Source organism: Sinorhizobium arboris LMG 14919 (assembly GCF_000427465.1).
Classification (GTDB): Bacteria; Pseudomonadota; Alphaproteobacteria; order Rhizobiales; family Rhizobiaceae; genus Sinorhizobium; species Sinorhizobium arboris.
Genome location: NZ_ATYB01000014.1, coordinates 2,151,561 through 2,178,272, shown reverse-complemented (window position 1 = coordinate 2,178,272; position 26,712 = coordinate 2,151,561). Strand labels below are relative to the sequence as shown.

22 protein-coding genes are annotated in these 26,712 nt (G+C 63.5%); 7 read left to right on the top strand and 15 right to left on the bottom strand.

Annotation, left to right across the window (positions count from 1 at the left end; all coding sequences use genetic code 11):
* Window positions 1-27: 27 nt before the first annotated feature.
* Window positions 28-1,617 carry an ABC transporter substrate-binding protein gene (locus tag SINAR_RS0121855; RefSeq protein WP_028001053.1) on the bottom strand — a complete coding sequence of 530 codons (1,590 nt, stop codon included), beginning with the start codon at window positions 1,615-1,617 and terminating at the stop codon, window positions 28-30.
* A gap of 124 nt (window positions 1,618-1,741) precedes the next feature.
* Here SINAR_RS0121855 and SINAR_RS0121850 point away from each other — a divergent pair, with 124 nt between their 5' ends.
* Window positions 1,742-2,536, top strand: coding sequence for a helix-turn-helix domain-containing protein (locus tag SINAR_RS0121850; protein WP_028001052.1), 795 nt, complete (start codon window positions 1,742-1,744; stop codon window positions 2,534-2,536).
* Between the two features lie 85 nt (window positions 2,537-2,621).
* Here the strand turns inward: SINAR_RS0121850 and SINAR_RS0121845 are convergent, their stop codons facing one another.
* From SINAR_RS0121845 to bcoG, 9 genes are all read right to left on the bottom strand, one after another.
* Window positions 2,622-4,253 (bottom strand): ABC transporter ATP-binding protein, encoded by a 1,632-nt coding sequence (locus SINAR_RS0121845; RefSeq protein WP_028001051.1) that lies wholly within the window; start codon window positions 4,251-4,253, stop codon window positions 2,622-2,624.
* Window positions 4,246-5,073 (bottom strand): ABC transporter permease, encoded by an 828-nt coding sequence (locus tag SINAR_RS0121840; protein WP_028001050.1) that lies wholly within the window; start codon window positions 5,071-5,073, stop codon window positions 4,246-4,248. The genes SINAR_RS0121845 and SINAR_RS0121840 overlap by 8 nt, the downstream gene beginning before the upstream one ends.
* Complete coding sequence (locus SINAR_RS0121835) at window positions 5,070-6,194, bottom strand: ABC transporter permease (RefSeq protein ID WP_033057534.1); 1,125 nt, start codon at window positions 6,192-6,194, stop codon at window positions 5,070-5,072. Before SINAR_RS0121835 ends, SINAR_RS0121840 begins: the two co-directional genes overlap by 4 nt.
* Window positions 6,179-7,768 (bottom strand): ABC transporter substrate-binding protein, encoded by a 1,590-nt coding sequence (locus SINAR_RS0121830; protein WP_028001048.1) that lies wholly within the window; start codon window positions 7,766-7,768, stop codon window positions 6,179-6,181. Before SINAR_RS0121830 ends, SINAR_RS0121835 begins: the two co-directional genes overlap by 16 nt.
* A 340-nt stretch (window positions 7,769-8,108) precedes the next feature.
* A complete protein-coding gene (locus SINAR_RS0121825) occupies window positions 8,109-8,891 on the bottom strand; it encodes a carnitinyl-CoA dehydratase (RefSeq protein ID WP_028001047.1) in 783 nt (260 codons plus the stop codon).
* A 6-nt stretch (window positions 8,892-8,897) separates the two neighbouring features.
* On the bottom strand, window positions 8,898-10,961 hold the full coding sequence (locus SINAR_RS0121820) for an acetate--CoA ligase family protein (RefSeq protein ID WP_028001046.1): 2,064 nt from the start codon (window positions 10,959-10,961) through the stop codon (window positions 8,898-8,900).
* Between the two features lie 181 nt (window positions 10,962-11,142).
* A complete protein-coding gene (locus SINAR_RS0121815; protein WP_028001045.1) occupies window positions 11,143-12,303 on the bottom strand; it encodes an acyl-CoA dehydrogenase family protein in 1,161 nt (386 codons plus the stop codon).
* Between the two features lie 123 nt (window positions 12,304-12,426).
* Window positions 12,427-13,917 carry a carnitine 3-dehydrogenase gene (locus SINAR_RS0121810; RefSeq protein WP_028001044.1) on the bottom strand — a complete coding sequence of 497 codons (1,491 nt, stop codon included), beginning with the start codon at window positions 13,915-13,917 and terminating at the stop codon, window positions 12,427-12,429.
* A 135-nt stretch (window positions 13,918-14,052) separates the two neighbouring features.
* Window positions 14,053-14,955, bottom strand: a complete 903-nt coding sequence (gene bcoG / locus SINAR_RS0121805; protein ID WP_028001043.1) for a 3-dehydrocarnitine:acetyl-CoA trimethylamine transferase BcoG — start codon at window positions 14,953-14,955, stop codon at window positions 14,053-14,055.
* A gap of 109 nt (window positions 14,956-15,064) precedes the next feature.
* Between bcoG and SINAR_RS0121800 the strand changes: the two genes are divergently transcribed.
* A complete protein-coding gene (locus SINAR_RS0121800) occupies window positions 15,065-16,036 on the top strand; it encodes a GlxA family transcriptional regulator (protein ID WP_028001042.1) in 972 nt (323 codons plus the stop codon).
* A gap of 79 nt (window positions 16,037-16,115) precedes the next feature.
* On the opposite strand, the gene SINAR_RS0121795 is transcribed toward SINAR_RS0121800, so the two are convergent.
* The 5 genes from SINAR_RS0121795 to SINAR_RS0121775 all read right to left on the bottom strand — a co-directional run bounded on the left by SINAR_RS0121795 (window position 16,116) and on the right by SINAR_RS0121775 (window position 21,014).
* Window positions 16,116-16,877 (bottom strand): SDR family NAD(P)-dependent oxidoreductase, encoded by a 762-nt coding sequence (locus tag SINAR_RS0121795; RefSeq protein ID WP_028001041.1) that lies wholly within the window; start codon window positions 16,875-16,877, stop codon window positions 16,116-16,118.
* Between the two features lie 5 nt (window positions 16,878-16,882).
* Window positions 16,883-17,701 carry an ABC transporter permease gene (locus SINAR_RS0121790; protein WP_028001040.1) on the bottom strand — a complete coding sequence of 273 codons (819 nt, stop codon included), beginning with the start codon at window positions 17,699-17,701 and terminating at the stop codon, window positions 16,883-16,885.
* A complete protein-coding gene (locus tag SINAR_RS0121785) occupies window positions 17,701-18,567 on the bottom strand; it encodes an ABC transporter permease (protein ID WP_028001039.1) in 867 nt (288 codons plus the stop codon). Before SINAR_RS0121785 ends, SINAR_RS0121790 begins: the two co-directional genes overlap by 1 nt.
* Before the next feature lie 155 nt (window positions 18,568-18,722).
* On the bottom strand, window positions 18,723-19,883 hold the full coding sequence (locus SINAR_RS0121780; protein ID WP_028001038.1) for a polyamine ABC transporter substrate-binding protein: 1,161 nt from the start codon (window positions 19,881-19,883) through the stop codon (window positions 18,723-18,725).
* A gap of 51 nt (window positions 19,884-19,934) precedes the next feature.
* Window positions 19,935-21,014, bottom strand: a complete 1,080-nt coding sequence (locus SINAR_RS0121775; protein WP_028001037.1) for an ABC transporter ATP-binding protein — start codon at window positions 21,012-21,014, stop codon at window positions 19,935-19,937.
* A gap of 184 nt (window positions 21,015-21,198) precedes the next feature.
* On the opposite strand from SINAR_RS0121775, the gene SINAR_RS0121770 reads away from it, so the two are divergent.
* From SINAR_RS0121770 to SINAR_RS0121750, 5 genes are all read left to right on the top strand, one after another.
* Window positions 21,199-22,002 carry a helix-turn-helix transcriptional regulator gene (locus tag SINAR_RS0121770; protein WP_028001036.1) on the top strand — a complete coding sequence of 268 codons (804 nt, stop codon included), beginning with the start codon at window positions 21,199-21,201 and terminating at the stop codon, window positions 22,000-22,002.
* Between the two features lie 226 nt (window positions 22,003-22,228).
* Window positions 22,229-23,188, top strand: coding sequence for a sugar-binding transcriptional regulator (locus SINAR_RS0121765; protein WP_028001035.1), 960 nt, complete (start codon window positions 22,229-22,231; stop codon window positions 23,186-23,188).
* Window positions 23,189-23,305: 117 nt separating this feature from the next.
* Window positions 23,306-24,751, top strand: a complete 1,446-nt coding sequence (locus tag SINAR_RS0121760; protein ID WP_028001034.1) for an ABC transporter substrate-binding protein — start codon at window positions 23,306-23,308, stop codon at window positions 24,749-24,751.
* Window positions 24,752-24,916: 165 nt separating this feature from the next.
* Entirely contained in the window at window positions 24,917-25,840 is a 924-nt protein-coding gene (locus tag SINAR_RS0121755; protein ID WP_028001033.1) for a carbohydrate ABC transporter permease, read from the top strand.
* Window positions 25,841-25,850: 10 nt separating this feature from the next.
* Window positions 25,851-26,708: a carbohydrate ABC transporter permease gene (locus tag SINAR_RS0121750; protein WP_028001032.1), complete on the top strand. Its 858-nt coding sequence runs from the start codon at window positions 25,851-25,853 to the stop codon at window positions 26,706-26,708.
* Window positions 26,709-26,712 lie beyond the last annotated feature (4 nt).

Genomic DNA, 26,712 nt, shown 5'->3' with positions numbered 1-26,712 from the left:
GAAACCACCTGCACCGCTCCTTGCACTCTAGCTGTCGAACCAGACTCGGCTTCCGACGTAGCCGTTTGAAAGGTCGTTGCCGATGTCGTGGACAAAGCCCTTCAGCGAAGCGGAGGCGGCGTTCACATAATCGTTGAAGACCGGGAGTATCAGGCCGCCTTCGTCGCGCACCATGAGGGCCATTGTATGGTAAAGCTCCTTGCGCCTGGTTTCGTCAAGTTCGGAGCGCGCCTGCAGGAGCAGCTTGTCGAAGTCCTCCCGTTTGAAACGCGTGTCGTTCCATTCCGCGCTCGAAAGATAGGAGGTGGAATAGCGGGAATCCTGCGTCGGACGGCCGCCCCAGTAGGAAGCGCAGAAGGGCTGGACGTTCCAGACATTGGTCCAATAGCCGTCCTCCGGCTCGCGGCGTACTTCGATTTCGATACCGGCCTTGCGGGCGCTTTCCTGGAAGAGGACCGAGGCATCGACCGCGCCCGGGAAGGCGGCATCGGAGGTCCGCAGCAGGATCGGCCGGTCATGGCCGGACTTCTTGTAATGGAAGGCTGCCTTGTCGGGATCGTAGGCGCGCTGCTCGATGTCGTCAGGCGCCAAAGAGTAGTTTTCGTTGACGGGATAATCGTTGCCGAGCGTGCCGTATCCGCCGAGGACACGGTCTAGAATTGCCTGCCGGTCGATCGAATATTTCAGAGCGAGCCTCAGGTCGTTGTTGTCGAAGGGGGCCGTGTCGCAATGCATGAGGAAGCTGTAGAAACCCTTGCCCGAGGTCTGCAGGATCTCGACGCGGGGCGCACGTTTCAGAAGCGGGACCGTCTTCGGATCGACCCCGTTGATGAAATGCACCTGCCCGGAAGAAAGCGCCGCAATACGCGCCGTGTTGTCGTTCATGACGATGATCTCGACGCTGTCGACATAGCCACGGTCCGAACGCCAGTCGGCGGCGTTCTTCTCGAAGGTTGCCCGGATGCCTGCCTCATAGCTGGCGAGTTTGTAGGGGCCGGTGCCGATCGGCGAGGCCGGGTTGTCGACGCCGCCGCCGGGCTGAATGATAAGGTGATAGTCGGTCAGCAGCAGGGGCAGGTCCGCATTGCCTTCCGTCAGCGTCAGGACGAGATCGCCGGCTTTTTCCTCGATTGTCTTGACGGATCGCATCAGCCCGAGCGCGCCCGACTTGGAGCCCTCGTCGGAATGCCGCTTCAATGTCGCGATCACGTCCGCGACGGCGAGCTTGCTGCCGTCGTGGAAAGCGATGTCCTTTCGAATCCTGAATGTCCAGACTGAAGCATCCGCCGACGACTCCCAGGAGGAGGCGATCGACGGCAGCGGAGCGCCGGTCACCGGGTCGGATTCGACCAGCGTGTCGCCCCAGAGATGGCCGATCACGAAAGATACCGAACCGCTATAGGTCGCCGGGTCGAGCGAATCGGTCGTCGCACCGCCGTCAAGGCCGAGCTTCAGGTGGCCGCCGCGTTTGGGCTCCTGCGCTCGTGCCTCGCCCAAGCCGATGGAGCTTCCGATGCCGGCGGCGAGGCCGAGCGCTGCAGTGCCTGCGAGGAAGCCGCGCCGGTTGACGCCGGCCGGTACGATGAGGCCGTCGGGACGCTTCGTGAATTCGGTCATTTCCAGTTCCCCTTTGAGTGTTTGTTCGAGAGAAACCTAACGCCTGCCGGACATCACACAATTTCGCGACTTGACGCGAGTTTTCGCTGGTTTACGCTGTCGGCAATCCCCGGGGGCTGGAACACTGCAGCAGGACGACACATTCGCAATCAATCTGCGTTTTGCCTGTGCGACGCGGCGCTCGATCTCGCAGGTTTGCCGGGAGATCGGCATCAACCGTCAGCAGTTCAACCGCTACATCAACGGCGAGGCGCGGCCCTCGGCGCACAATGCCGCACGGATCGCGGCATTCTTCGGGCTTTCGGCCGAGGACTTCTCACTCTCGCCTAAACTCTTCGAAGGGCGCATGATCCGTCCCGAGCGGCACCGGCTGGAGGCGGGGCAGCTTCTCGAAGGGTTCCCCGGCGATGCCGCAGCCCTTCGCCACCATTTCGGCTACTACCAGACCTATCATCTTTCGCTCTCCTGGCCCGGCTTCGTCGTCTGTTCCTGCGCCCACATCTATGAAGAAGGCGGCTCGATCCGGGTAAAGTCGATCGAGCGCATTCGCGACAGGGCAAACGAAATAGAGCAGTTCTCGAAATATGTCGGACTTGTCACCTTCTGGCGAAACCGCATCTTCATTGCCGAGCGCACCGTAGGGCAGGCATCGATGCTGGCGCAGACGATCCTGATGCCGTTCGAGGTGCACCAGCGGGTCTATCTGCGCGGCACAACGATGGGGGTGTCGTGGCGGAAGGAGAATCTGCCCTATGCCTCGCGAATGATCTGGCGGCATATCGGACAGGATCCGGACAAGCGCCAGATGCTTTCGCGCTGCGGTCTGCTTCCTTTCGGGTCGCGGCATTTGCCCGCTGCGGTCAGGCGCTTTCTGGAGGCGCCGGAGGCCGAGGTGCTGACCATTCCGGCGGAGTATTAAGGAAGGCGGATCACCGCAGCACGGAGCATCCTGCGGCATCGCCGATGGGGGCAAGGGGCGGCCGCGCCTCAGCCGCCCCTCTCGATCAATTGCCGGCGCTCTCCATGCGGCGGGTCTGCAGCACCTTTTCCAGCCAGCCGATTTCCATTTCGGGAACCGACTTCAGGAGCAGATCGGTATAGTCGTCGAAGGGCGGCGAAAGGACCTTCGACTTCGGGCCGAAGCGCACCAGCCGGCCGCGATGCATCACGGCGACGCTGTCGGCGATTGCCCGGACGATGGCGATGTCGTGGGTGATGAAGACGTAGGAAACGGCGGTTTCCTCCTGCAGCTTCAGCAGCAGGTTCAAAATGCCTTCCGCCACCAGCGGATCGAGCGCCGAGGTCGGCTCGTCGCAGAGGATGAGTTCCGGCTTGGCGGCAAGCGCCCGGGCGATCGCCACGCGCTGCTTCTGCCCGCCGGAAAGCTCGGCCGGGTAGCGATCGAGGAAGCGCGTGCCCATCTCGATCTGGTCCAGCAATTCCTTCACCCGCTCGGTCTTTTGGACGCCGTGCATGCCGAAGTAGAAGGAGAGCGGCCGGCCGACGATCTCGCGCACCGTCTGGCGCGGATTCATCGCCGTGTCGGCCATCTGATAGATCATCTGGATCCGGCGCAACTCGTCGTTGGTCCGGCCCTTCAACGCCTTCGGCAGTTCCTTTCCTTCGAAGGTGATGCGGCCTTCGCTCGGCGGCAGCAGGCCGGTGATCACGCGCGCGAGCGTCGACTTGCCGGAGCCCGATTCTCCGACGATCGCCAGTGTCTGACCCTTCGGCAGGTGCATCGAGACATCGTGCAGTACCTTGAAGCCGTTGGCGTAACCGGCATGGACATGCTCGATCTTGAGAAGCGTGCCGGTCTGGTCCTTGGCTTCGTCGCGCTTGGTTTGGCGCACGCTGACGAGGGCGCGGGTGTATTCCTCCCTCGGAGCCTCGATCACCTGCTTCGTGGTGCCGTATTCGACGGTCTTGCCGTGGCGCAACACCATGATGTCGTCGGAGATCTGGGCAACGACGGCGAGGTCGTGGGTAATGTAGAGTGCCGCGGTATCGGTCTCCTCGATCGCGTGCTTGATCGCCGCGAGCACGTCGATCTGGGTCGTCACGTCGAGCGCCGTGGTTGGCTCGTCGAAGACGATCAGTTCCGGATTTGGGCAGAGCGCCATGGCGGTCATGGCGCGCTGCAATTGCCCGCCCGAGACCTGATGGGGGTAGCGGTCGCCGAAGGAATCGGGATTGGGAAGGCCGAGCACCCGGAAGAGATAGAGTGCACGCTTGGTCGCCTCTTCACGGCTCATGATGCCGTGGCGCAGCGATGCCTCGATCACCTGGTCGCCGAGCTTGTGGGCGGGGTTGAACGCAGCCGCGGCGGACTGCGCGACGTAGCAGACATGGCGTCCACGAACCGAATTGATGCCGCCGCGGCCGAGCTTCAGGATGTCGCGGCCGTTGAGCAGCACCTCGCCGCCGGTGATGCGGCATCCGCCGCGGCCATAGGCGAGTGCCGAGAGACCGATCGTCGACTTGCCGGCGCCGGATTCGCCGATCAGGCCCAGGACCTTGCCCCTTTCGAGATCGAAGGAAACGTCCTCGACCAGCGTAACCACTTTGGGCGGTTCGCCCGGCGGGTAACTGGTCGCTTCGATCTTCAGGTTCTTGACGGACAGCAGCTCAGGCATCGCCGCGGCCTCCTTTCAGGCTCGAGGTGCGCTTCATCAGCCAGTCGACGACGAGATTGACGCAGATGGCCAGGGCGGCGATCGCGCCGCCCGGAATGAGCGCGGCCGATATGCCGAAGATGATCCCATCTTTGTTGTCCTTGACCATGCCGCCCCAGTCGGCGGCCGGCGGCTGAATGCCGAGGCCGAGGAAGGAGAGGGTGGAGAGGAACAGGATCGAGAAGGCGAAGCGCAGACCGAACTCGGCGAGCAGCGGCGACAGCGTGTTCGGCAGGATTTCCCGGAAGATGATCCAGACATTGCCTTCGCCGCGCAACCGCGCAGCCTCGACGAACTCCATCACCGCGACGTCGAGGGCCACGGCGCGGCCGATGCGGAAGACGCGTGTCGAGTCGAGCACGGCCATCACGAGGACCAGGACCCAGAGATGCTGTGGCAGCACCGCCAGAACGACGAGTGCGAAGATCAGCGTCGGCACCGCCATCATCAGATCGTTGAAACGGGAGAAGAACTGATCGACGAAGCCGCCGGTGACGGCTGCGGTGAAGCTCAGGATCATGCCGAGGGCGAACGACAACACGGTTGCCGCCAACGCCACGAAGATGGTCGTACGGGCGCCGTAGATCAGGCGCGAGAGGAGGTCGCGGCCGAGATTGTCCGTCCCGAGCAGGAAATCCCCGCCTGCCGGGAGCCAGATATCGCCCACGACTTCCCGCTCGCCATAGGGCGCCAGGACGGGAGCAAAGAGGGCGCACAGAAGTGCGATGGCAATGCCGATGATGCCGATCCAGGCACTGAAGGGAATAGATCTCAAGTTCATCGCGGGTGCCTCAATCTCGGATTGGCGAGAATGGCGAGAATGTCGGCCGCCATGTTGAGGAAGATGTAGAAGGCCGCAAAGATCAGCCCGCATGCCTGCACGACGGGCATGTCGCGCACCGTCACGGCATCCACCATGTATTGCCCCATGCCGGGATAGACGAAGACGACCTCGACGACGACGACGCCGACGACCAGATAGGCGAGGTTCAGCGCGACGACGTTGATGACCGGCGCCACAGCATTGGGGGCGGCGTGGCGCGCGATGATGCGGAAAGTGCCGAGTCCCTTGAGTTCCGCCGTCTCCACATAGGCCGAAGACATGACGTTGAGAATGGCCGCGCGGGTCATGCGCATCATATGGGCGAGGACGACCAGCACGAGGGTCGCGACGGGAAGTGCAATCGCCGAAAGCCGCTCGGTAAAGCCCATGCTGTCATAGACGGTCGCCGGGAAGGTGGCGACGCCCCATTTGACGGCGAAGAACATGATCAGGAGATAGCCGATGAAGAACTCCGGCAGCGAGATCGCCGCAAGCGATATCACGTTGATGATCTTGTCAGGCAGGCGGTTGCGGAATTGCACCGCGAGCATCCCGAGTCCAACGGCGAGCGGCACGGAGATGATTGCCGCGAAAAAGGCGAGGAAGAGCGAGTTGCCGAGCCGGTTGCCGATCTGCTCGCTGACGGAATTCCTGCTCGCCCAGGAGGTGCCGAAGTCACCCTGCACGGCGCCGCCCAGCCAGCTGAGATAGCGCTCGCTCCAGGGGCGGTCGAGCCCGAGATCCTTACGGATGTTCTCGACGGCCTGCGGCGTCGCCGACTGGCCGAGATAGGTGGTGGCGAAATCGCCGGGCAAGGCCTCGATGCCGCCGAAGATCATCAGCGACACGGCGAAGAGCAGGCCGACGCTCAGTCCCAGGCGCTGAAGGATCAGCGCCGCGAGAGGACGGCGAAAGGCGAAGCGCCGCCAGAACGTGCCGCCGAGCTCGTCGGCGGCCGGGTCGGGTTTGGCTGGGACACCGGAAAGATCGGGGGACCGCAGGGCTGTCTCGCCTGCGGTCGCATCCGTCACGACCGGACCCGTGATCGGTCCGCTTTCCATCATCAGGCGTCCAGCCATACCCTGGTCGCGACATAGCCGTTCGACATGTCGTTGCCGATGTCGTGGACGTAACCCTTCACCGTTTTACCGGCCGCGTTCACGAAGTCGTTGAACATCGGCAGGATCAGGCCGCCTTCGTCGCGCACCATCATCGCCATGGTGCGGTACATGTCCTTGCGCTTGGCTTCGTCGAGCTCGGAACGCGCCTCGAGCAGGATCTTGTCGAAATCCGGACGTTTGAAACGGGTGTCGTTCCAGTCGGCCGTCGAGAGATAGGCGGTGGAGTACATCTGATCCTGGGTGGGACGGCCGCCCCAATAGGACGTCGAGAAAGGCTGAACGTTCCAGACGTTGGACCAATAGCCGTCGCCCGGCTCGCGCTTGACCTCGATCTCTATGCCGGCCTTCTTGGCGCTCGCCTGGTAGAGAACGGCGGCATCGACCGCGCCCGGGAAGGCGACGTCCGAGGTGCGCAGCAGCACCGGACCGCTATGGCCGGATTTCTTGTAGTGGAACGCGGCCTTGTCCGGATCGTAGACGCGTTGCTCGATGCCTTCCGGAAAAAGCGCGTAGGTGTCGTTGATCGGAAAATCGTTGCCGACCTTCCCGTAGCCGCCGAGAATGCGCTGGACGAGCGTCTCGCGGTCCATTGCGTATTTCAGCGCCATGCGCAGGTCGTTGTTGTCGAACGGCGCCGTGTTGCAATGCATGATAAAGACGTAATGGCCGCGGCCGGACGTGTTGAGGATTTCGACGGTCGGCGCTTTCTTCAACAGGTTAACCGTCTTCGGGTCGACGCGGTTGATGAAGTGGACCTGGCCCGAGGAAAGCGCCGCGATGCGCGCCGTCGCATCGTTCATGGCGATCAGTTCGACGGAATCGACGTAGCCGCGATCGGTGCGCCAGTCGTCGGCGTTCCTTTCGAATGTGGCCCGTACGCCCGGCTCGAAGCTTGCGACCTTGTAAGGCCCTGTTCCGATCATCGCGTCGGGATTGTCGGTGCCGCCGTTCGGCTGGATGATGAGATGATAGTCGGTCAGCAGCAGCGGCAGGTCCGCGTTGCCCTCGGTCAGCATCAATACGAGCTTGTCGCCGTCGGCCTTGATTTCCTTGATGGACTTCATCACGCCGAGCGCGCCGGACTCGGACTTCTCGTCCGTGTGTCGCTGCAGGGTCTTGATGACGTCGTCGATCGTCAGTTCCTTGCCGTCGTGGAATTTGACGCCCTTGCGGATCGTGAAGGTCCAGGTGGCTGCGTCGGCGGAGGGTTCCCAGGACTCCGCAAGCGCCGGCACCGGTTCGCCGGTCGTCGGGTGGCTCTCCACCAGCATGTCGCCCCAGTTGCGGCCGACGACGAACATGAATTGCGACAGCGCCTTTGCCGGATCCCGCGAGTCGGTGGCAGCAGCCCCTTCGAGGCCGAGCTTCAGGTGACCGCCGCGCTTCGGCTCCTGCGCCGCGGCGCTGGACGCAAAGAGCGTATTCGCCGTCGACACGGCAATGCCGAGCGCGGCAGCGCGTCCGAGAAATTCACGCCGGTTCATTTTGCCGAGCATGACCTGACGTGCCAAAAAGTCTTTGTAATCGCTCATTCCCCTGTTCCCTTCTTCAGCCGGCATTCGCCGTTCGTTGTGATTGGTAGAGTGTTCGCGTATTGCCATCGGTCGAGATGGCCGGAGGTGGTTTGCAGTCCACCGTGATCGTCTCTGTCCTGACCTCCTTGTCTGGGCCCTTTGCGCGCTATCCGCGCTGTTCATCCATAAGGCTAACCGCTTGGACGGGGCTTGTAACGTCCTAAATTATAAATCTTTTCCATAAGCGTGTCTTATGGAATGACTGCTCAGCCGCACGCGCCGGTGCTCGCGGCGCGTCACGCTGAAGGGCCGGCATCCTCCGGCTCCAAATCCGCCCGCGGCCGAAGAGCCGCGTATCTCAACGTCCCTTCCAGACCGGGTCGCGCTTTTCTGCAAAGGCGCGCGCGCCCTCGAGCTGGTCCTCGCTCGAGTAAAGGACGTCGACGGTCCTGAACTGGCGACGGGTGACCTTGTTCATGGTCGTCTGGAAGTCCCGACCTTCGGCATCGCGGACCACTTCCTTGATGGCGGCATAGACGAGCGGCGGTCCGCTTTCGAGCAGGCGCGCCAGTTCCCAGGCCCGGTCCATCAGCCGTTCAGCCGGCAGGATTTCGTTGACGAAGCCCCAGCGGTTCGCTTCCACGACGTCGAGCCAGCGGCCGGTGAGCAGCATGTCCATGGCGATATGGTAGGGGATGCGCTTCGGCAATTTGATCGAAGCGGCATCCGCAAGCGTACCCGAGCGGATTTCCGGGAGTGCGAAACTCGCATGTTCGGCTGCGAGAATGATGTCGGTCGAAAGCGCGATCTCCAGTCCGCCGCCGCAACAGATGCCGTTGACGGCCGCAATGATGGGCTTGTTGAGGTCGCGCAGTTCCTGCATGCCGCCGAAACCGCCGACGCCGTAGTCTCCATCGACGGGGTCGCCTTCCGCGGCCGCCTTCAGGTCCCAGCCGGGGCAGAAGAACTTTTCGCCGGCACCGGTGATGATAGCGACCCGAAGCTCCGGGTCGTCCCGGAAATCGCGGAAGATCTCGCCCATGATGCGGCTGGTCTTCAGGTCGATGGCATTGGCCTTCGGCCGGTCGATCGTGACTTCGAGAATGCCGCCTTCGCGGCGCGTAAGGATCGGTCCGGTCATGGGGCGTCAGTTCCTCCGGCGGATCAGGGCGTCGGCGGCGAGGGCTCCCTGACCCTCCGGCAACACCATTATAGGATTGATATCGAGTTCTTCGAGTTTGGAAGCGTTTGCAACGACATAGGATGCCGCTGCAGCGACAGTTCGGACCAAGGCGGCTATATCGCCCTTGGGATTGCCGCGATAGCCATCGAGCAGCTTGCTGATTTTCAGGCCCGCAATCGCATCGCGGATCATCTCTTCGGTGGCCGGCAGCGTGAGGATTGCCGAATCCCCCAGCAATTCGACGAGAATGCCGCCCGCGCCGATGGTCAGTACCGGACCTGCGATCGCGTCGCGCATGGCCCCGACGATCAGTTCCGCCACCGGCCTCGCGATCATCTTCTCGACGAGATAACCGGAGGCGATCGCTGCCATGCCTTGCGCCGCCGCGATGACCTCGTCACGGCTCGTCAGATCGAGCTTGACCGCACCGGCTTCGGTCTTATGCGCCACACCGAGGCCCTTGAGGACGACGGGGAAGCCGAGGGCATCGGCAGCGGCCGCGGCTTCCTCGACGGTCGTGGCGGTCCTGCCGCGGGGAACGATCACGCCCGCTGCTGACAGCTCTTCCTTCGCTTCGGCCTCGCTCAGGGTGACGATCTCGCCTCCATCGGGATGCGAGCGAAGGAGGGGAGGCGCTGCGGGTTGCGCCCAGACGGCGCCGATCGCAGCGGCGGTCTCGACGGCGGCGAGCGCTTCGTCGATGCCGAAGAAGGGCACGACCCCCGCCGACACCAGCGAGAGCGCGGTTTCCTCGGGCATGTTCTCGCCAAGGCTGGCGACGATGCCGGCGACCGCGCCGGTAGCCTTCGTGGAATCGATGACTGACTCACAGGTCGTGGCCCAGTCGGCCGCGTCGCAGCGATCGAGCCGCGGGAAATCGAGCACGATCAGGTTGAGCGCATAGCCGCCCTGCATCATGGCCGTGAAGGCGGCCGTCTGCTTCTCGCGATTTCCCCAGACGAAGGTGTGGTAGTCGAGCGGATTGGCGATCGTCACCATTTCGCCGAGGCTCTCGCGCAGCGGCTGACGCTGTTCCTCCCTGAGTGCCCGGAAATTGACTTTGCGCCGGACCCCGGCATCCGCCATCAGCGATGCCTCGCCGCCCGAACAGCTCATCGAGGAGATATCGGCACTGGAGAGCGGCCCATGAAGATGCAGCAGCTTCAGGGTTTCAAGCAACTCGGGCAGCGTATCGACGCGGCCGATGCCGACGCGGGCGAGCAGGGCCGAGGAGACCCGGTCGTTGCCGGCCAGCGAGGCGGTATGCGAGACGGTGGCAAGCTGGGCGGCTTCCGATTTCCCGACCTTCAGCGTGACCACGGGTTTGCGCAGCTCGCGTGCGCGGTCGGCGAGCCTTTCCAGCGCCTCGATGCTGTCGAAGCCTTCGATATGGAGACCGACGGCGGTGACGCGCGGATCCTCGAGCACGGCGCAGGCGATGTCGGAAAGGCCCGTCTGCGCCTGGTTGCCGGCCGTCATGACATAGGCCAGCGGCAGCCCGCGCTTCTGCATGGAGATATTGCAGGCGATGTTGGAGGACTGCGTGAGGATCGCGACGCCCCGTTCGACCCGGAGCATGCCGTGCTGGTCGGGCCAGAGCAGTGCGCCGTCCAGCATATTGATGAAGCCGTAGCAATTGGGTCCGACGATCGGCATGCCGCCGGCCGCCGCGACGAGCGCCTCCTGCAGATCGTTGCCGTCGGCAAGCTCGTTTGCCGCCTCGCGGAAACCGGATGCGTAGCAGACGGCACCCCCGGCGCCCCGCGCGGCGAGATCGCGGACGATCTCGATCGTGAGCGCCCGGTTGACCCCGACGAAGGAGGCATCCGGCGCCCCCGGCAGGTCGGACACCGAGCGATAGCAGCGGCGGCCGAGAATCTCTTCTTCGCGCGGATGGACCGGCCAGATATCACCGGCAAAGCCCATCTTGTCGCACTGCTCGATGACGCGGCGCGCCTCCTTGCCGCCGAAGACGGCGATGGAGCGCGGGCGGATAAGGCGGTCGAGGGAGCGGGGAGGGATGGTCATTGCGTCACCTTCCGAACGCTGCCATGCCCCTCATCCGGCTGCCGCCACCTTCTCCCCGCAGGCGGGGAGAAGGAATATGCCGCGCCATTCTGCTCAACTGCAGCCACTGCGCAAAGGGTTAGTCCTCGGGTTAAACCCGAGGAGAGGGGCAAGCTGCCGAAACTAAAGCGCTGCCGCATCCTCAAGCTCCCAGCGGCCGAAGCAGATCGCGGCTGATGATGTGCCGCTGGATTTCCGACGTCCCGTCCCAGATGCGCTCGACGCGCGCGTCGCGCCAGAAGCGGGCGAGCGGCAGGTCGTCCATGAGCCCCATGCCGCCATAGACCTGGATCGCCTCGTCGGTGACGCGGGCGAGCATTTCGGTGGCAAAGACCTTGGCGGAAGCGATCTCGCGGTTGGCCGGCAGGCCCTGGTCGAGCCGCCAGGCGGCCGAGAGCGTCAGGAGGTCGGCCGCGTCGATCTCGGTGATCATGTCGGCAAGCTTGAAGGAGACGCCCTGATTGGCGCCGATCGGCTTGCCGAACTGCTTGCGTTCGGCTGCGTAGGAGAGCGCGTAATCGAAGGCGCGACGGGCGCGGCCGACGGAGGTGGCGGCAACCGTCAGGCGCGTGGCATAGAGCCAGTCATTGGCCAGATCGAAACCTTTATGGACCTCGCCGAGGATCTGGGCGGAAGGCAGCCGGCAGTCGTCGAAAGTCAGGATGCAGTTCTTGTAACCGCGATGCGAGACGGAATTGTAGCCCTCGCGGATTTCGAAGCCCGGAGTGCCGCGGTCGACCAGGAAGCAGGTGATCTTCTTCTTCGGTCCGCGCGGCGTCTGCTCCTCGCCGGTGGCGATGAAGACGATGACGAAATCGGCGATATCGGCATGGCTGATGAAATGCTTCGTCCCGTTGACGATCCAGTCGTCGCCATCCGGCCGGGCGAAGCATTTCATGCCGCGCACGTCCGAGCCGGCATCCGGCTCGGTCATGGCGAGTGCGTCGAACTTGTCGCCGCGCACGGCCGGTAGAAGATAGCGCTCTCGCTGATCCTCGTTGCAGGCCATCAGGATGCCGGACGGGCGGCCGAAAAAGACGGTGAGGCCCATGGACCCGCGGCCGAGCTCGCGTTCGACCAGCGTGAAGGTCAGATGGTCGAGGCCGGCGCCGCCGACCTCTTCCGGGAAGTTGCAGGCGAAGAAGCCGAGCTCCTTGCATTTGCGGGCGATTTCCAGCCCGAGTTCGCGCGGCACCACTCCGGTCCGCTCGACCTCGTTCTCATGCGGATAGATCTCGGTCTCGACGAAGGTGCGGACCGTGTCGACGATCATCTGCTGTTCTTCGGTCAGTGCGAAATTCATTGTTCTCCCTCATTTCTTTGCCCCTCCCACGGTAGATGGGTGCAAGCGGCTGCGGCATATCCCTTCTCCCCGCAGGCGGGGAGACGGTGGCGGCAGCCGAATGAGCGCTGCCGCACGCAGTCCTTACCGCTTCTGCCCTACATGCCGCCCCGCGCCATCAGGAGCGTCCAGCTTTGCATGACCTTCCGCGATCGGCTTCAGCTTGGCCATCACCTCCGCCGGTGCCGGCACGGATTTGCCGGCCTTGGCGTCGACATGCAGCATCATCTGTTCGGCGGTGGCGATGACGTCGCCCGAAGCCGCATCGTGAATCCGCGTGAAGAAGTGGATCCGCTTCTCGTCCGACGAAAGAAGCTGCAGGGTCGTATAGAGCGCCTGTCCGAGCTTGGCTTCGCCGAGGTGTCGGATATGGGTCTCGACCGTATAGTAGCTGTGGCCGGCCTCGACATAGGCGAAGTCGACGCCGATCAGTCGGAGCAGGGCATCCGACGTGTCGCCGAAGAGCTGCAGATAGCGATGCTCGGTCATGTGGCCGTTGTAGTCCACCCAGGCGGCATTGACCTTGGTATCGACCAGACGCAGCGGATCGGACGCGTCCGGGCTGTTCGACGGGCCGCCGCCCTTTTCCCAAAGCCGCTTCTCGAAATCGGCGAGCAGTTTGCCGGCACCCCAGCCCTTGCCGCCGTCGCCCGCCTTCAAGGCATGCATGATACCGACGAGGTTTTCGTCACGGATGCGTTCGAGTTCACGGATCGAGCGGCCGGCGGCCTGCGCGTCCGATTGCGCTCCGATCTTCTCGACAAGCGCGTCGTCGAGATCCACCACGTCGGTGAACTTCGTCCAGGGCCATTTGAGGCAGGGGCCGAACTGGGCGAGGAAGTGGCGCATGCCGGCTTCACCGCCGGCGATGCGATAGGTCTCGAAGAGACCCATCTGTGCCCAGCGCATGCCGAAGGAGTATCGCATGACATCGTCGAGTGTTTCGGTGTCGCAGATGTCGTCCTGAATCAGCCAGAGTGCTTCGCGCCAGAGCGCTTCGAGCAGACGGTCGCCGACGAAAGCCTCGATCTCCTTGGCAATGACGACACCCTTCATGCCGATCTCGGCGACCGCTTCCTCGGCGCGCCTGATCGTTTCCGGCGAGGTCTTCCTGCCGCCGACGAGCTCCACCAGCGGCAGCAGATAGACCGGGTTGTAGGGATGCGCGACGAACATGCGATCGGGGCGCTTCATCTCCGCCTGCAGGTCGGACGGGAGCAGGCCCGAAGTCGAGGAGCCGATGAGAGCGTCGGGGCGGGCGGCCGCATCGATCTCGTTGATGACGCCGCGCTTCAACTGCAGCCGTTCGGGCACGCTTTCCTGAATCCAGTCAACGTCCTCGACGGCTTCCTGAATGCTCTTGCAGAAGGTGAGTTTGCCGCGCGGCGGCAGCGGCGCCATGGTCAGCATGCCGTAGGCGCGTTCCGCATTGGCCATGACCTCGCCGATGATGCGTTCGGCTTCCGGATGCGGGTCGAAGATGTTGACGTCTATTCCTGCAAGCGCGAAACGCGCGGCCCAGGCCCCGCCGATGACGCCGCCGCCGACACAGGCGGCCTTGGTGATTGTGGTCATTCCCCCTCCATTAAAATTGTTGTAAGAGCCCCTCTCGACCCCTTCGGGACCACCCTCCCCACAAGGGGGAGGGATAGGCGGTGCCGGCGCGGCAGGTCAGCCCTCCCCTTGCGGGGAGAGTTGGGAGGGGTCTTGTTACCGCTTCGTCAGCTTCAGCTTCCTGCGGACCTCCTCCGGCCCGATGATCTTCGCGCCCATGCCCTCCACGACCGACGCCGCCTTTTCGACAAGCTGGGCATTGGTCGCGAGCTGGCCCTTTCCGACATAGAGATTGTCTTCCAGACCGACGCGGACGTTCCCGCCGGCAAGGATCGCGGCGGCCGGATAGGCCATGGCGTTGCGGCCGATCGAGAAGGCGGAAAAGGTCCAGTTCGAGGGCACGTTGTTGACCATGGCCATGAAGGTGTTGAGATCGTCCGGCGCGCCCCAGGGGATACCCATGCAGAGCTGGATCAGCACCGGATCCTCGATCAGGCCTTCTTCGGCGAGTTGCTTGGCGAACCACAAATGCCCGGTATCGAAGGCCTCGATCTCCGGACGCACGCCGAGTGCGGTCATCTGCCGTGCCATCTCGCGCAGCATCGACGGCGTGTTGGTCATGACGTAATCGCCAAGCGAGAAATTCATAGTGCCGCAGTCGAGCGTGCAGATTTCCGGCAGGCATTCGGCGACATGCGCGACGCGTTCGGTGGCGCCGGCCATGTCCGTACCCTTCTCGTTGACGGGGAAGGGGCTCTCGACGCTACCGAAGACGAGGTCTCCGCCCATGCCGGCGGTCAGATTGAGCACCACGTCGATATCGGCGGAGCGGATGCGATCGGTCACTTCCCTGTAGAGATCGAGCCGCCGGGCAGGCGCGCCGGTTTCGGGATCGCGGACGTGACAGTGGACGACGGCGGCACCCGCTTTGGCGGCCTCGACCGCCGACTCGGCGATCTGTTTCGGCGTGACCGGAACGTGGCTGGATTTCGAGACGGTGTCTCCGGCGCCGGTGACGGCGCATGTGATGAACACCTCGCGGTTCATGCTGAGCGGCATTGATGTCCTCCCTTTCGTTGTCCGTATTACGAGCCAGAAAGTGCCGCGCTGCTTTTCATTATGAGAAGCATCCTATACATTATCGGAATTCTCGGGAGGAAGTTTCGCCTTGGACAGCAGCATCGCGCAGGCGCAGCATATCGATCTTCTAATCCTGCCGGAGACCAATCTCATCCTTGTCGCATCGGTCGTCGAACCGCTGCGCGCCGCCAACCGCATCGCCGGGCGCACGCTTTACAGCTGGAGCCTGTTCAGTCCGGACGGGAGGGCGATCGATACGAAGAGCGGCATTCCGATCCCGGTGGCCGGCCCCTTCCGTCCGCAGCGGGAGACGGCGCCGCTCTTCGTGCTTTCCAGCTACAACTGGCAACGCAGCGCCACGTCGCAGCTCAGGATGCTCCTCTCGCAGACGGCGCGGCACAGGGAAGTGATGGCCGGCATCGAGTCCGGCTCCTGGCTGCTGGCGGAGACGAGCCTCCTCGACAATTTCTCGGCCACCACCCACTGGGAGGATTTCGAGGATTTCGCCGCCGCCTATCCGCAGGTGACGATGGTGCGCGAGCGTTTCGTCGTCGACCGGAAGCGCATCACCACCGGCGGCTCGCTGCCGACGCTGGACCTGATGCTGGAACTGATCCGCCGTGCGCACGGTTATTCGCTGGCGCTCGAAGTGTCGCGCCTCTTCATCTACGAGCAGGAACGCACGCGCGGCGACCTCCTGCAGGTGCCGGCAATCGGCAATATGCGCATCCTGGACGCGCGCGTCGGCGCCGCGGTCAAGCTGATGGAGGAGACGGTCGAGTCGCCCCTGACACTTCAGCGGCTGGCGCGCCGGGTAGGGGTGAGTGCCCGGCATCTACAGGATCTGTTCAAGGAGACCATGGGCGTCGCACCGCACGAACACTATCTGGCGCTGCGGCTCAACGCAGCGCGGCGCAAGGTGATCGAAACGCGGATGGAGTTCGCCGACATCGCGGCGATTTCCGGCTTCAACTCGTCGTCTTCATTTTCGCGCAGCTATCGCGCGCACTATCGGGAAAGCCCCAGCGAGACGCGCAGGCGGCTCAAGCTGAAAACCTGACTCAAGGGCGCACGCATCGCTTCGGCGCGCTTCGCGTTCCTTCCCTGCGACAAGCACAGGGAAGAGGGAGAAATATGTCTCAAACCACCGTCTCGCCCCCGTCCACCACAAGGATCTGCCCGGTCATATAGGAGGAACGGTCGGAAACAAGGAAGAGGATCGACTCTGCGATCTCGTCGACGCTCGCCCAGCGGCCGAGCGGAACTTTCTCGCGGATATAGGCTTCGATTGCGCCGCGCCCGCCCATCTGAGCGATGAAGGGCTCGTTGAAGGGCGTGTCGACCCAGCCGGGGCAGAGCGCATTCACCCTGACGCCGTATCGCGCATAATCGCCTGCCATCTGCCGGGTCATGGCGATAACCGCGTGCTTGGTCGTCGTGTAGGCGATCATCTCGCGATCGTAGAGCACACCGGACGATGACGACGTGTTGACGATCGCGCCGCGGCCGGCCGCCCTCATCGAGGGCATGACGAGGCGGGCGGCCATGAAATGGGCACGGACGTTGAGGTTCCAGGAGCGGTCGAAACCCGCCACGTCGACCCCTTCGAGATCGCCGGCGACCTGTGCGCCGGCGTGGTTGTGCAGGATGTCGATGCGGCCGTGCCGGTAAAGGATATCGGCAATGCCGTCCGCAAGCGCCTCATCATCGGTGACGTCGAGGGCGAGCACCTCGGCGCTGCCGCCCGTGGCGGCAATGGCCGCCACGGTTTCTCCGGCGGCTTGCGCGCTCCGGTCGACGACAACCACATGGGCACCCTCGCGGGCCATGATGGCGGCGCCCGCCTGGCCGATCCCGGAGCCCGCTCCGGTCACGATCGCGATCCGGTTGTTCAGGATCATTTGGTTTACTCCCCGGATTTGCTTTTCTTTTCGCGCATGAGCACGCGGGCGGTCAGGATCAGAAGCAGCGAGGCGACCAGCACCAGGGTCGCGATCGCGTTGATTTCCGGCGTCACGCCGCGGCGGATCGAGGCGAAGACATAGATCGGCAGGGTGGTCTTCGAGCCGGCGACGAAGAAGGCGATGATGAAATCGTCGAAGGAGAAGGTGAAGGCCAGCAGGAAGCCCGCGAGGATCGAAGGCAGGATCTGCGGCAGCACGATGAGCCGGAAGGTGGTGAGCGGCGTCGCGTAGAGATCGCCCGACGCTTCGACGATATCGCGACCGAGGCCTGCGATGCGCGCCTTGACGATCATGGTGACGAGCGCCATCGAGAACAGCCCGTGGGCGGCGATGATCGAACCGTAACCGAGCCCCAGTTGCGGCGGCTTGCCGCCGGGCCAGAGGGCGGCGATCGTCGGGTTGACGAAGGAGAAGACCGCGACGAGCGCGACCAGTGTCGCGATGCCGATGACGACGCCGGGGACGACGATCGCCGCGGCGAAGAGGGCGTCGAACAGCGCCCGCATGCGGGGGCTGAGCCGCTCCATGCCGAGCGCTGCCATGGTGCCGAAGACGGCGGCCAGCCCGGCGCTCGTGAAGGCGATGATCAGGCTGTTCTGCAGCGCCGAGACGAGAAAGGTGTTGCCGAGCGCCTTGCCGTACCAGGCGAGCGAAAAGCCGGTGAACTCGCTCGCATTGCGGCCGGCATTGAACGAGAAGAGCACGACCAGCGCGATCGGCGCGTACAGGAAGAGATAGACCGAGGAGATGAAGGTGCGCATCAGACGAGATCCACCTGTCTTGTTCCGGCGACCTTCCAGGCGATCCGCATCGCCACCATGAGGACGACGACGACTATGGCGACGAGGGTCACGGCGATCGCCGAGCCGAAGGGCCAGTTCCGCGACTGCAGGAAAAGGTCGACCAGCGCATTGCCGATGAAGAAGACCTTGCCGCCGCCGAGCAACTGCGGGATCAGATATTCGCCGAGCAGGAGAATGGTGACGAGCGCGACGCCGGTCATGACGCCCGGCAGCGACAGCGGCAGGGTGACGCCGAAAAACGTGGAGACGGGCTTGCCGCCAAGATCGGCGGAGGCCTCCAGCAGGCGGCGGTCGAGCCTTTCCAGGCTCACATAGATCGGCATGATCATCAGCGGCAGGTAGCCGTAGACGATGCCGAGCAGCACCGCGCCGGGCGTATTCAGCATGCGCACGTCCTCGATGCCGATCATCGACAGGAGATTGGGAATACCGCGCGAGCCGAGGATGTACATCCAGGCATAGGTGCGCACGAGCAGGCTGGTCCAGAACGGAACGACGACGAGGGAAACGAGGATGAGGCGGTAGCGCGGGTTTGCCCTGACCGCGAGGAAATAGGCGACCGGATAGGCGACGACCAGACAGAGCAGGGCGCCAGCCGGCGCGAGCAGCAGGGTATTCCAGAAGGCGGCCGCGCGGGTCGGCAGATTGGCGAATTGCGCAAAGGTGAAGGCCGCCTGATAACCACCCTCGGGCGCCCGCTCGCCAAAGGCGAAGACAAGCATGGCCGTGAAAGGGAGAACCAGGAAGACGGTGAGCCACGCGGCCGCCGGCGCAAGCAGTGCCGCCGTTATCAGGTTCCTCTTCGTGTTCGTTGCCACGCGCATGATTTGTCCGTGAACTGGAATGAAACTGCCCCTTACCCTAACCCTCTCCCCGCAGGCGGGGAGAGGGGACTGGGGCGTCGCGGCTTGTGTCCTTCTCCCCGTCAAACGGGGAGAAGGTCGCGGCAGCGGGATGAGGGGCGATCTTGCCCGTATGCTCAAGCCGATTTGAAGCGCGCCATCAGTTCGGCGCGGCCGGGATCGGTGAGCGTCACCGCGGCGCCGAATTCGAGCGGGGTCAGGGCCGCTTCGTCCGGATAGACGATCTTGTTCGAGGTCACATCGGCCGGGAGCAGCTTCATGACGCGGCTGTCGGTCGTCGGCGCGCCGTTGGCGATGTGTTCTTTCACGGCGTTTTCCGGGGCCATCAGGTAATCGAGCAATGCGTAGCCGGCAGGCTTGTTCGCGGCACTCTTCGGGATCGCATAGAAGTCCGACCAGATCTCGCCGCCGTCCTTGCCGAGCACGAACTTGATGTCCGGCATGTCGCGATTGAGTTGGGCCCCGTCATTGGTCCAGCACATGGTCATCCATGCATCGGTGGCGCGCATCGCCGGCTGATAGTCGCTGTTGATGGCGTAGAGATGCGGCTTGACCTTGATCAGCAGTTCTTCGGCCTTGGCGAGCTCTTCGGGCTTGACCGAGTTGAAGGAGAAGCCGAGCGAGACCAGCGCATTGCCGATCGTGGTAAGCTGATAGTCGTGCACCATGGCGCGGCCGTCGGCTTCCGTCATAGCCACCTCGAAGAAGTCCTTCCAGCTCGCAACGGGAGCCTTGATCTTGTCGGAATTCACCGCGATCCCGGTGGTTCCCCAGTTCTTCGGCACGGCATAGGTCTTGCCGTCGACAATGCCCTCACTGGTGAAGCGCGCATTTTCCGTCGAGGCATCGTAGTTCGGCAGCTTCGAGAGGTCCAGCTCGTCGATCAGGCCGAGCTTTACATAGGTCGAGATCGTGTAGTTCGTGGGTACGAAGAGGTCCCAGCCGGTGCCGCCCGCCTGCAGCTTCGCCAGCATTTCCTCGTTCGAGCCGAAGACGTTGACTTCCACCGCGACGCCGGTCGCGGCGGTGAACGCTTCGAAGGTGGCGGGGTCGTGATAGTTCGGCCAGGTGGCGATCGACATCTGCGTGCCGAGGTCTTCGGCGTAAGCGGTGGAGTTGAAGAGGCCGGGCTGGCGCGCCAACACGGCCGTCGCGAGGCCGAGGCCGGTGACGCCAAGGAAGTGGCGGCGCGAAACGGAGCCGCGCTTGAGGCGCATCAGCTCGTCGGCGAGCTTGTCCGCGGTGATCGGGGCATTTTCTCTGTACCACTTGGTCATGATGCTGTTCCCTTATCGTTGACGTCAATTGATTGCGGCAAACCGGTTCCTTCAGGCCGGAAAGACGTGCATTGCATTCGGGTCGAAGCTGAGCCCGATCCTTTCGCCCGGCTCGGCGAGATCGCTTTCGTTGAAGCTGCGGCGGTCGGCGGTGACGAGAAAATCGCCAAGGCCCTCGACCTCCACCGAATATTCGACGGACGAGCCCAGGAAGATGCGGTGGGTCACCGTGCCGCGCAGCGCGGCGTTGCCGTCGCGCACCAGACGTATCGCCTCCGGGCGCAGAGCCACCGTGACCGGGCCCGCCGTGCCGTTGGCGTGGGCGGGCCTGGCCAGCCCGATGCCGTTTGCGAGAAGCACCGCATTCGCGCCGGGCGCGATCGTCGCGGCGATGCGGTTGGCCTTGCCGACGAAATCGGCGACGAAAAGGCTTGCCGGCCGGTCGTAGATCTCCTGCGGCGGCCCCATCTGCACGATACGGCCAGTGCTCATGACGCAGACGAAATCGCTCATGGAGAGCGCCTCTTCCTGATCGTGCGTGACGAGCACGAAGGTGATGCCGAGCTCGCGCTGCAGGCTCTGCAGCTCGATCTGCATGGCCGTGCGCAGCTTCTTGTCGAGTGCCGCGAGCGGCTCGTCGAGGAGCAGCACCTTCGGCTTGTTGACGATGGCGCGGGCGAGCGCCACGCGCTGCTGCTGCCCGCCCGACATCTCGTGGATGCGGCGCTTGCCGAAGCCGCCGAGGCGGACCATCTCCAGCGCCTCCTGAGCGCGACGGGTGATCTCGGCGGCCGGAATGCGGGGGCGCATCTGCCTAAGCCCGTAGGCGACGTTCTGCTCGACGTCGAGATGCGGGAAAAGAGCATATTGCTGGAACACCATGTTGACCGGCCGGCGATAGGCAGGCACGCCGTTCATTGGCTGGCCGCCGATATAGACCATGCCTTCGCTCGGCTGCTCGAAGCCGCCGATCATGCGCAGGCATGTGGTCTTGCCGCAGCCGGACGGCCCGAGCAGCGCCACGAAGGCGCCCGTCGGCACCGCCAGGTTGATGTCCGACACGGCCGTCACGCTGCCATAGCGTTTGGCGACCGAACGGAATTCGATGTCGTTCGTCGAAGCGGATGTCACGTCTGTTCCCTGCGGTCGTTCTTGGAATCGCTCGCGGTTCTTGCGCCGCCGCTTCCACCGTCATTGTCTGTCAGACTAGTCAAATGCGTCCGGGCCGGTATATACCCCAAGAGAGGTATTTCAACCGGGAAGGCGCTGTGGAAGGAGTATACCTCACAGCGGCGGAGCGAGCCGGGAGAACCGTTTGGGCATCGACCTCGACAGACTTTTTCAGGCCATGGCGCCGCTGGTAAACGGCGCAGCGATGGGGGACGAGGCTGTCGGGGATACGTTCCGCCGATTGATGTCCACCCTGATGACGTTCGATTACGTCGTCGTCTTCGCCTATCGGGGAAAGGAACGGCCGCTCGATCTTTACAGCACGTTCGATGCCAAGGATCACGTACTCTTCGTGGGCCTCTATCAGGCCGGACCTTATCTGCTCGACCCGTTCTACCACGCCGCGCGTGCCCCTAAGCCCGGCGTGTGGCGCATGCGGGAACTGGCGCCCGACCGCTTCTTCTCGAGCGAATACTACCGGACCTATTATGTCCAGACGGGGCTCGCCGAGGAAGTCGGCTTCTTCGTGCCGGTCAGCGAGCAGGTTACCGTCGTCCTGTCGTTGATGCGGCGGGAGGCGACGGGCGTATTCAGCGCATCGGAGTTCGCGCTGCTGAAGAAGGCGGAGCCGCTGGTGGCGGCCCTTGTGCGCCACCATTGGGCGGAACTCGACCGTCGCTTCGATACGGCGCTCGCCAAGACCGGCAGGGGCCGCCGCAAGGCGGCGCATCCGCCGGCAGACGGCGTCTGGCGGCACCTTAACCTCACCGAGCGGGAAGCGGCGATCATCGAGCTCGTGCTTCAGGGGCATTCTTCCGAATCGATCGGACTGAAGCTCGGCATCTCGACCGGCACGGTCAAAGTCCATCGCCGCAACGTCTATCGGAAGCTCGGCATTTCCTCGCAAACCCAGCTTCTGTCTCTCTACATCAAGAATCTCGGTCAGTAGATCGGTCAGTAGAGAAGAGAGGTCAGCCCCTCTCTGCCGCCCCCACTTCTTTGCCGTTTCGAAAAAATCCGCCGCGGAACGCGTCGCCGAGGATTTGCCCGCATTTTTTCGGCATGCGACCGACTGGGACTTGACAATTTTTTCAACGCGTGAAAATTATTTCATATCGAGATAAAAATATCATGCGATGCAAAAATTATCATGCAGCGCAGCATCGGGTGGAGACATGGCGATCATCGGTGGAATGGCTGTCCGCGACGACGAGGCGAGCATGGCGACGCGCGCCGCGTGGCTGCATTATGCCGGCGGGCTGACCCAGGCCGAGGTCGCCAAACGCCTGGGGCTCACGTCGCTCAAAGCGCACCGGCTGATCATGAAGGCCAACCAGGAGGGGCTGGTCAAAGTCTATATCGACGGCGACGTTTCCGAATGCGTCGAGCTGGAGCAGAAGCTTTCCGGCCGTTACAGCCTGGACTATTGCGAAGTGGTCCCTGACTTCGACAGCGACGACCTGCCTCTGAAGGCGCTCGGCATCTCCGGCGCACAATTTCTCAGGCGCGAGATCGAACGCGGAGAGACCGCGCTGATCGGCGTCGGCCACGGGCGCACGCTGGCAGCCAGCATCGAATACATGCCGCGCATCGCGAGCAACAATACGCGCTTCGTTTCGCTGCTCGGCGGGCTCACGCGCAAATTCTCCGCCAATCCGCATGACGTGATCCATCGCCTGGCCGAGCGCACGGGCGCCGAGGCCTATGTGATGCCGGTGCCGTTCTTCGCCAACACGGTGGAGGATCGCGATGTCCTCTTCAGCCAGCGCGGCGTGCGCGAAGTCTTCGATCTCGCGAAGTCGGCCGACCTGCTGATGGTCGGCATCGGCACGGCGGAGCGCGAAGCCTCGCTGGTGGCGACCGGGATGATCGAGATGCGCGAAATCGAGCAGATTCAGAAAGGTGGCGGCATGGGCGAACTGCTCGGCCACTTCTTCGATGAGAAAGGCAGGCCGATCGAAACCGCGCTTTCCAACCGGACTTTCACGCTTGGCCGGGAGGACCTGAAGAACCGCCGCACCGTTGCGGTCGCGGGAGGCAGGATCAAAACGCGCGCCATTCGCGCGGTGCTCGAAAGCGGGTTCCTGAGCGGGCTCATCACGGACGAGCGCACGGCACAGGCGCTTGCCGCCTGACATTCACGCGGGCCGCGAAAGCGACGAAAATTCGGCGCCGCGGTCCGGGGAGGCAATACCGGTTGGGTAGCCGGCAGCTCAGTCGAGCAGTTTTACCCGTAGTGGAGGAGAGAACAGATGTACGACAAGGAGAAAGACCTCATTGGCGCATTCCTGCGCGGAGAGGTGGACCGCCGCGGCCTGCTGAAAGGCCTCGGCGCGGCAGGCCTGACGGCGGGAACCGCCGGCACCCTGTTCAACATGATGTCGACCCAGGCGCTTGCCGCCGACTTCGACTGGAAGGCACATTCCGGCAAGTCGCTGAAGCTGCTCCTGAACAAGCATCCTTACGCGGATGCGATGATCGCCAATCTTCAGGCGTTCAAGGACCTGACCGGCATCGAGGTCACCTATGACGTCTTCCCTGAGGACGTCTATTTCGACAAGGTGACTGCGGCACTTTCTTCCGGCTCGTCGGAATACGACGCCTTCATGACGGGCGCCTACATGACCTGGACTTATGGTCCGGCCGGCTGGATCACCGACCTCAACGAATGGATCAACGATCCGTCGAAGACCAATCCGCAATATGGCTGGGACGACTTCCTGCCGGGCGTCAAGGCATCCTGCGCCTGGAACGGCCAGCCGGGCGGCGCACTCGGTTCGGAAGATGCCAAGCAATGGTGCCTTCCGTGGGGCTACGAGCAGAACAATCTCTCCTATAATCAGGAGATGTTCGAGAAGGTCGGCGCCAGCGTTCCGAAGAACCTCGATGAACTCGTCGCCACGGCGGCGAAGCTCACCAAGGATGTGGGCGGCGGTGTCTACGGCATCGGCGTGCGCGGTTCCCGCTCCTGGGCGACCATCCATCCGGGCTTCCTTTCCGGCTATGCCAATTTCGGCCAGAAGGATCTGAACGTTTCGGAGGACGGCAAGCTTTCGGCCGCGATGAACACGGCGGAATCCAAAGCCTTCCATGCCAAATGGGTACAGATGATCCAGGAAAGCGGCCCGAAGGACTGGTCGACCTATACCTGGTATCAGGTCGGCACCGACCTTGGCGCCGGCGCCTCCGCCATGATCTACGACGCCGACATTCTCGGCTACTTCATGAATGGCGGCGACAACAAGATGGCGGGCAAGCTCGCTTACGCGCCCTTTGCCGCCAATCCGGAGGCGACGGCACCGACGCCCAACATCTGGATCTGGTCGCTGGCCATGTCCAACTTCGCGAAGGACAAGGATGCGACCTGGTATTTCCTGCAATGGGCATCGGGTCTCGAGCATGCGATCTTCGGTGCGACCAAGATGGACTTCGTCAACCCGGTCCGGGCATCGGTCTGGAAGGACGAAATCTTCCGTGAGCGGCTGAACAAGAGCTATCCCGGATATGTGGAGATGCACGACGTTTCGGCGCCGGGTGCGAAGATCCACTTCACTCCCCAGCCCCTTTTCTTCGATCTCACCACCGAATGGGCGGCGACGTTGCAGAAGATGGTAGCGAAGGAGGTGCCGGTCGACGAGGGCCTCGACAGGCTCGCCGAAAGCATCAACCGGCAGCTCGCGGAAGCCGGGCTCGGCTGATCAAAGTGCGGGGCCCGGAGCGGATGCACTTCCGCTCCTGGCCCGCCCGCCGCCGGCGGGCCGCCGTTCTCGGCACGACAAGGCAAACGAAGAGGGGGGTCTGGCTGCGCCGGCCGCGGCTGACCCCCTATGTCATAGACACAGGCATTTTAGACGGAGCTGGCCATGGCTTCAGTAACGCACTCCGGCGCGAGGAGCGGCAGGTTCAGGATCAGCAGGAGGGCCTTGCCCTATGTGCTCTCCCTGCCGGCGCTTCTCGTGTGCATCGGTATCCTGATCCCGTTCTTCACGGCGGTGGTTTATTCCTTCCAGCGCTACCGGCTGAGCCAGCCCTGGGCACGCCAGTTCAACTGGGGTGAGAACTATCTGAACTTCTTCACCGATCCGGGCTTCTGGAACACGCTCAAGATCTCTCTGCTCTATGCGGGCGTCACCGTTACCCTGGAGCTGCTGCTCGGTCTCGGCATCGCGCTGCTTCTGCAGCGCCGTTCCACGGTCAACAACTTCATCTCGATCATGCTGCTCCTGCCGCTGATGACGGCGCCGGCGCTCGCGGCGCTGATGTGGAAGCTGATGACCAATCCGGGCTTCGGGATACTGAGCTATCTCGCAAGTCTCGTCGGGCTCGAGAACTTCCGCTGGGCATCGTCGCCGGACACGGCGCTCCTGACGGTCGTGCTCGTGGACATCTGGGTCTATACGCCCTTCATCATGATCCTGCTGCTCGCGGGCCTCCGCTCGCTGCCGACGCAGCCTTTCGAAGCGGCGGCGCTCGACGGCGTGCCGCGCAGCTTCGTCTTCTTCCGCATCACCTTGCCGATGCTGACGCCCTATATCCTGACGGCGACGCTCTTCCGCCTGCTCGATTCCATCCAGCAGTTCGACATCATATACGCGATGACGCAGGGCGGGCCCGGAGACACGCTGACGGTCTTCCAGGTCGAGGCCTACCTCAACTTCTTCCAGTCGACCAATGTGGGGCGGTCCGCGGCGCTGCTGATCATTCTGTGGGCGATCACCTACACGCTGTCGAACGTCTTCATCAAGAATTGGCTCCGGCTGCGCGAACGCGCCCGCGGCGAAGCGTAAGGAGGTCACAATGGAAACCACGTCTCCGGTCGAAAGACTTCTGCGCGGCGTCGCGCTGACACTGGTCGTGATCTTTTTCATGTTCCCGATCGTCTGGATCTTCCTCATGTCCTTCCAGACGAACGAGACGATCCTGAGAATACCCCCATCGGTGGTCTTCACGCCGACGCTCGAGAACTATGCGGCGCTGATCACCGGCAAGCTGCAGACCGCCTCCGGCACGCTTGACATCGCGTTCATGCGCAATCTCGGCAATTCGGTCCTGCTGTCGGTCGCTTCCGTGGCTCTCGCGCTCCTGCTCGGCGTGCCGGCGGCCTATGCCTTCGCGCGGCACAAGTTCCGGGGATCGGAGGACATCGCCTTCACGCTGCTGTCCTTCCGCTTTGCGCCGCCGCTGCTCGTGCTGCTGCCCCTGACGCAGTATTTTCAGTGGCTCGGCCTCTCGAACACCTATTTCGGTCTCATCTGGATCTACCAGTTGATCTGCCTTCCACTCATCCTCTGGATCGTGCGCGGCTATTTCGAGGACATCTCTGCCGATGTCGAATACGCCTACCGTATCGCCGGCCACTCCTGGTTCTCGACCTTCCGCAAAATCGCCCTGCCGCTGGCAGGTCCCGGGATTGCGGCAGCCGGCCTGCTCGCCTTCATCTTCGCCTGGAACAATTTCGTGTTCGCGTTGGTGCTGGCTTCGGCCGACAAGCAGCCCGTAACGGTCGGCGCGCTCGCCTTCGTCACGGCTTCCGGCATCCAGTACGGGCAGATCGCCGCGGCGATCGTGCTGTCGATCACGCCGACGCTCGCACTCGCACTCTACGCCCAGCGCTACCTCGTAGAAGGCCTGTCGCTCGGTGCGGTGAAGGGATAATCGT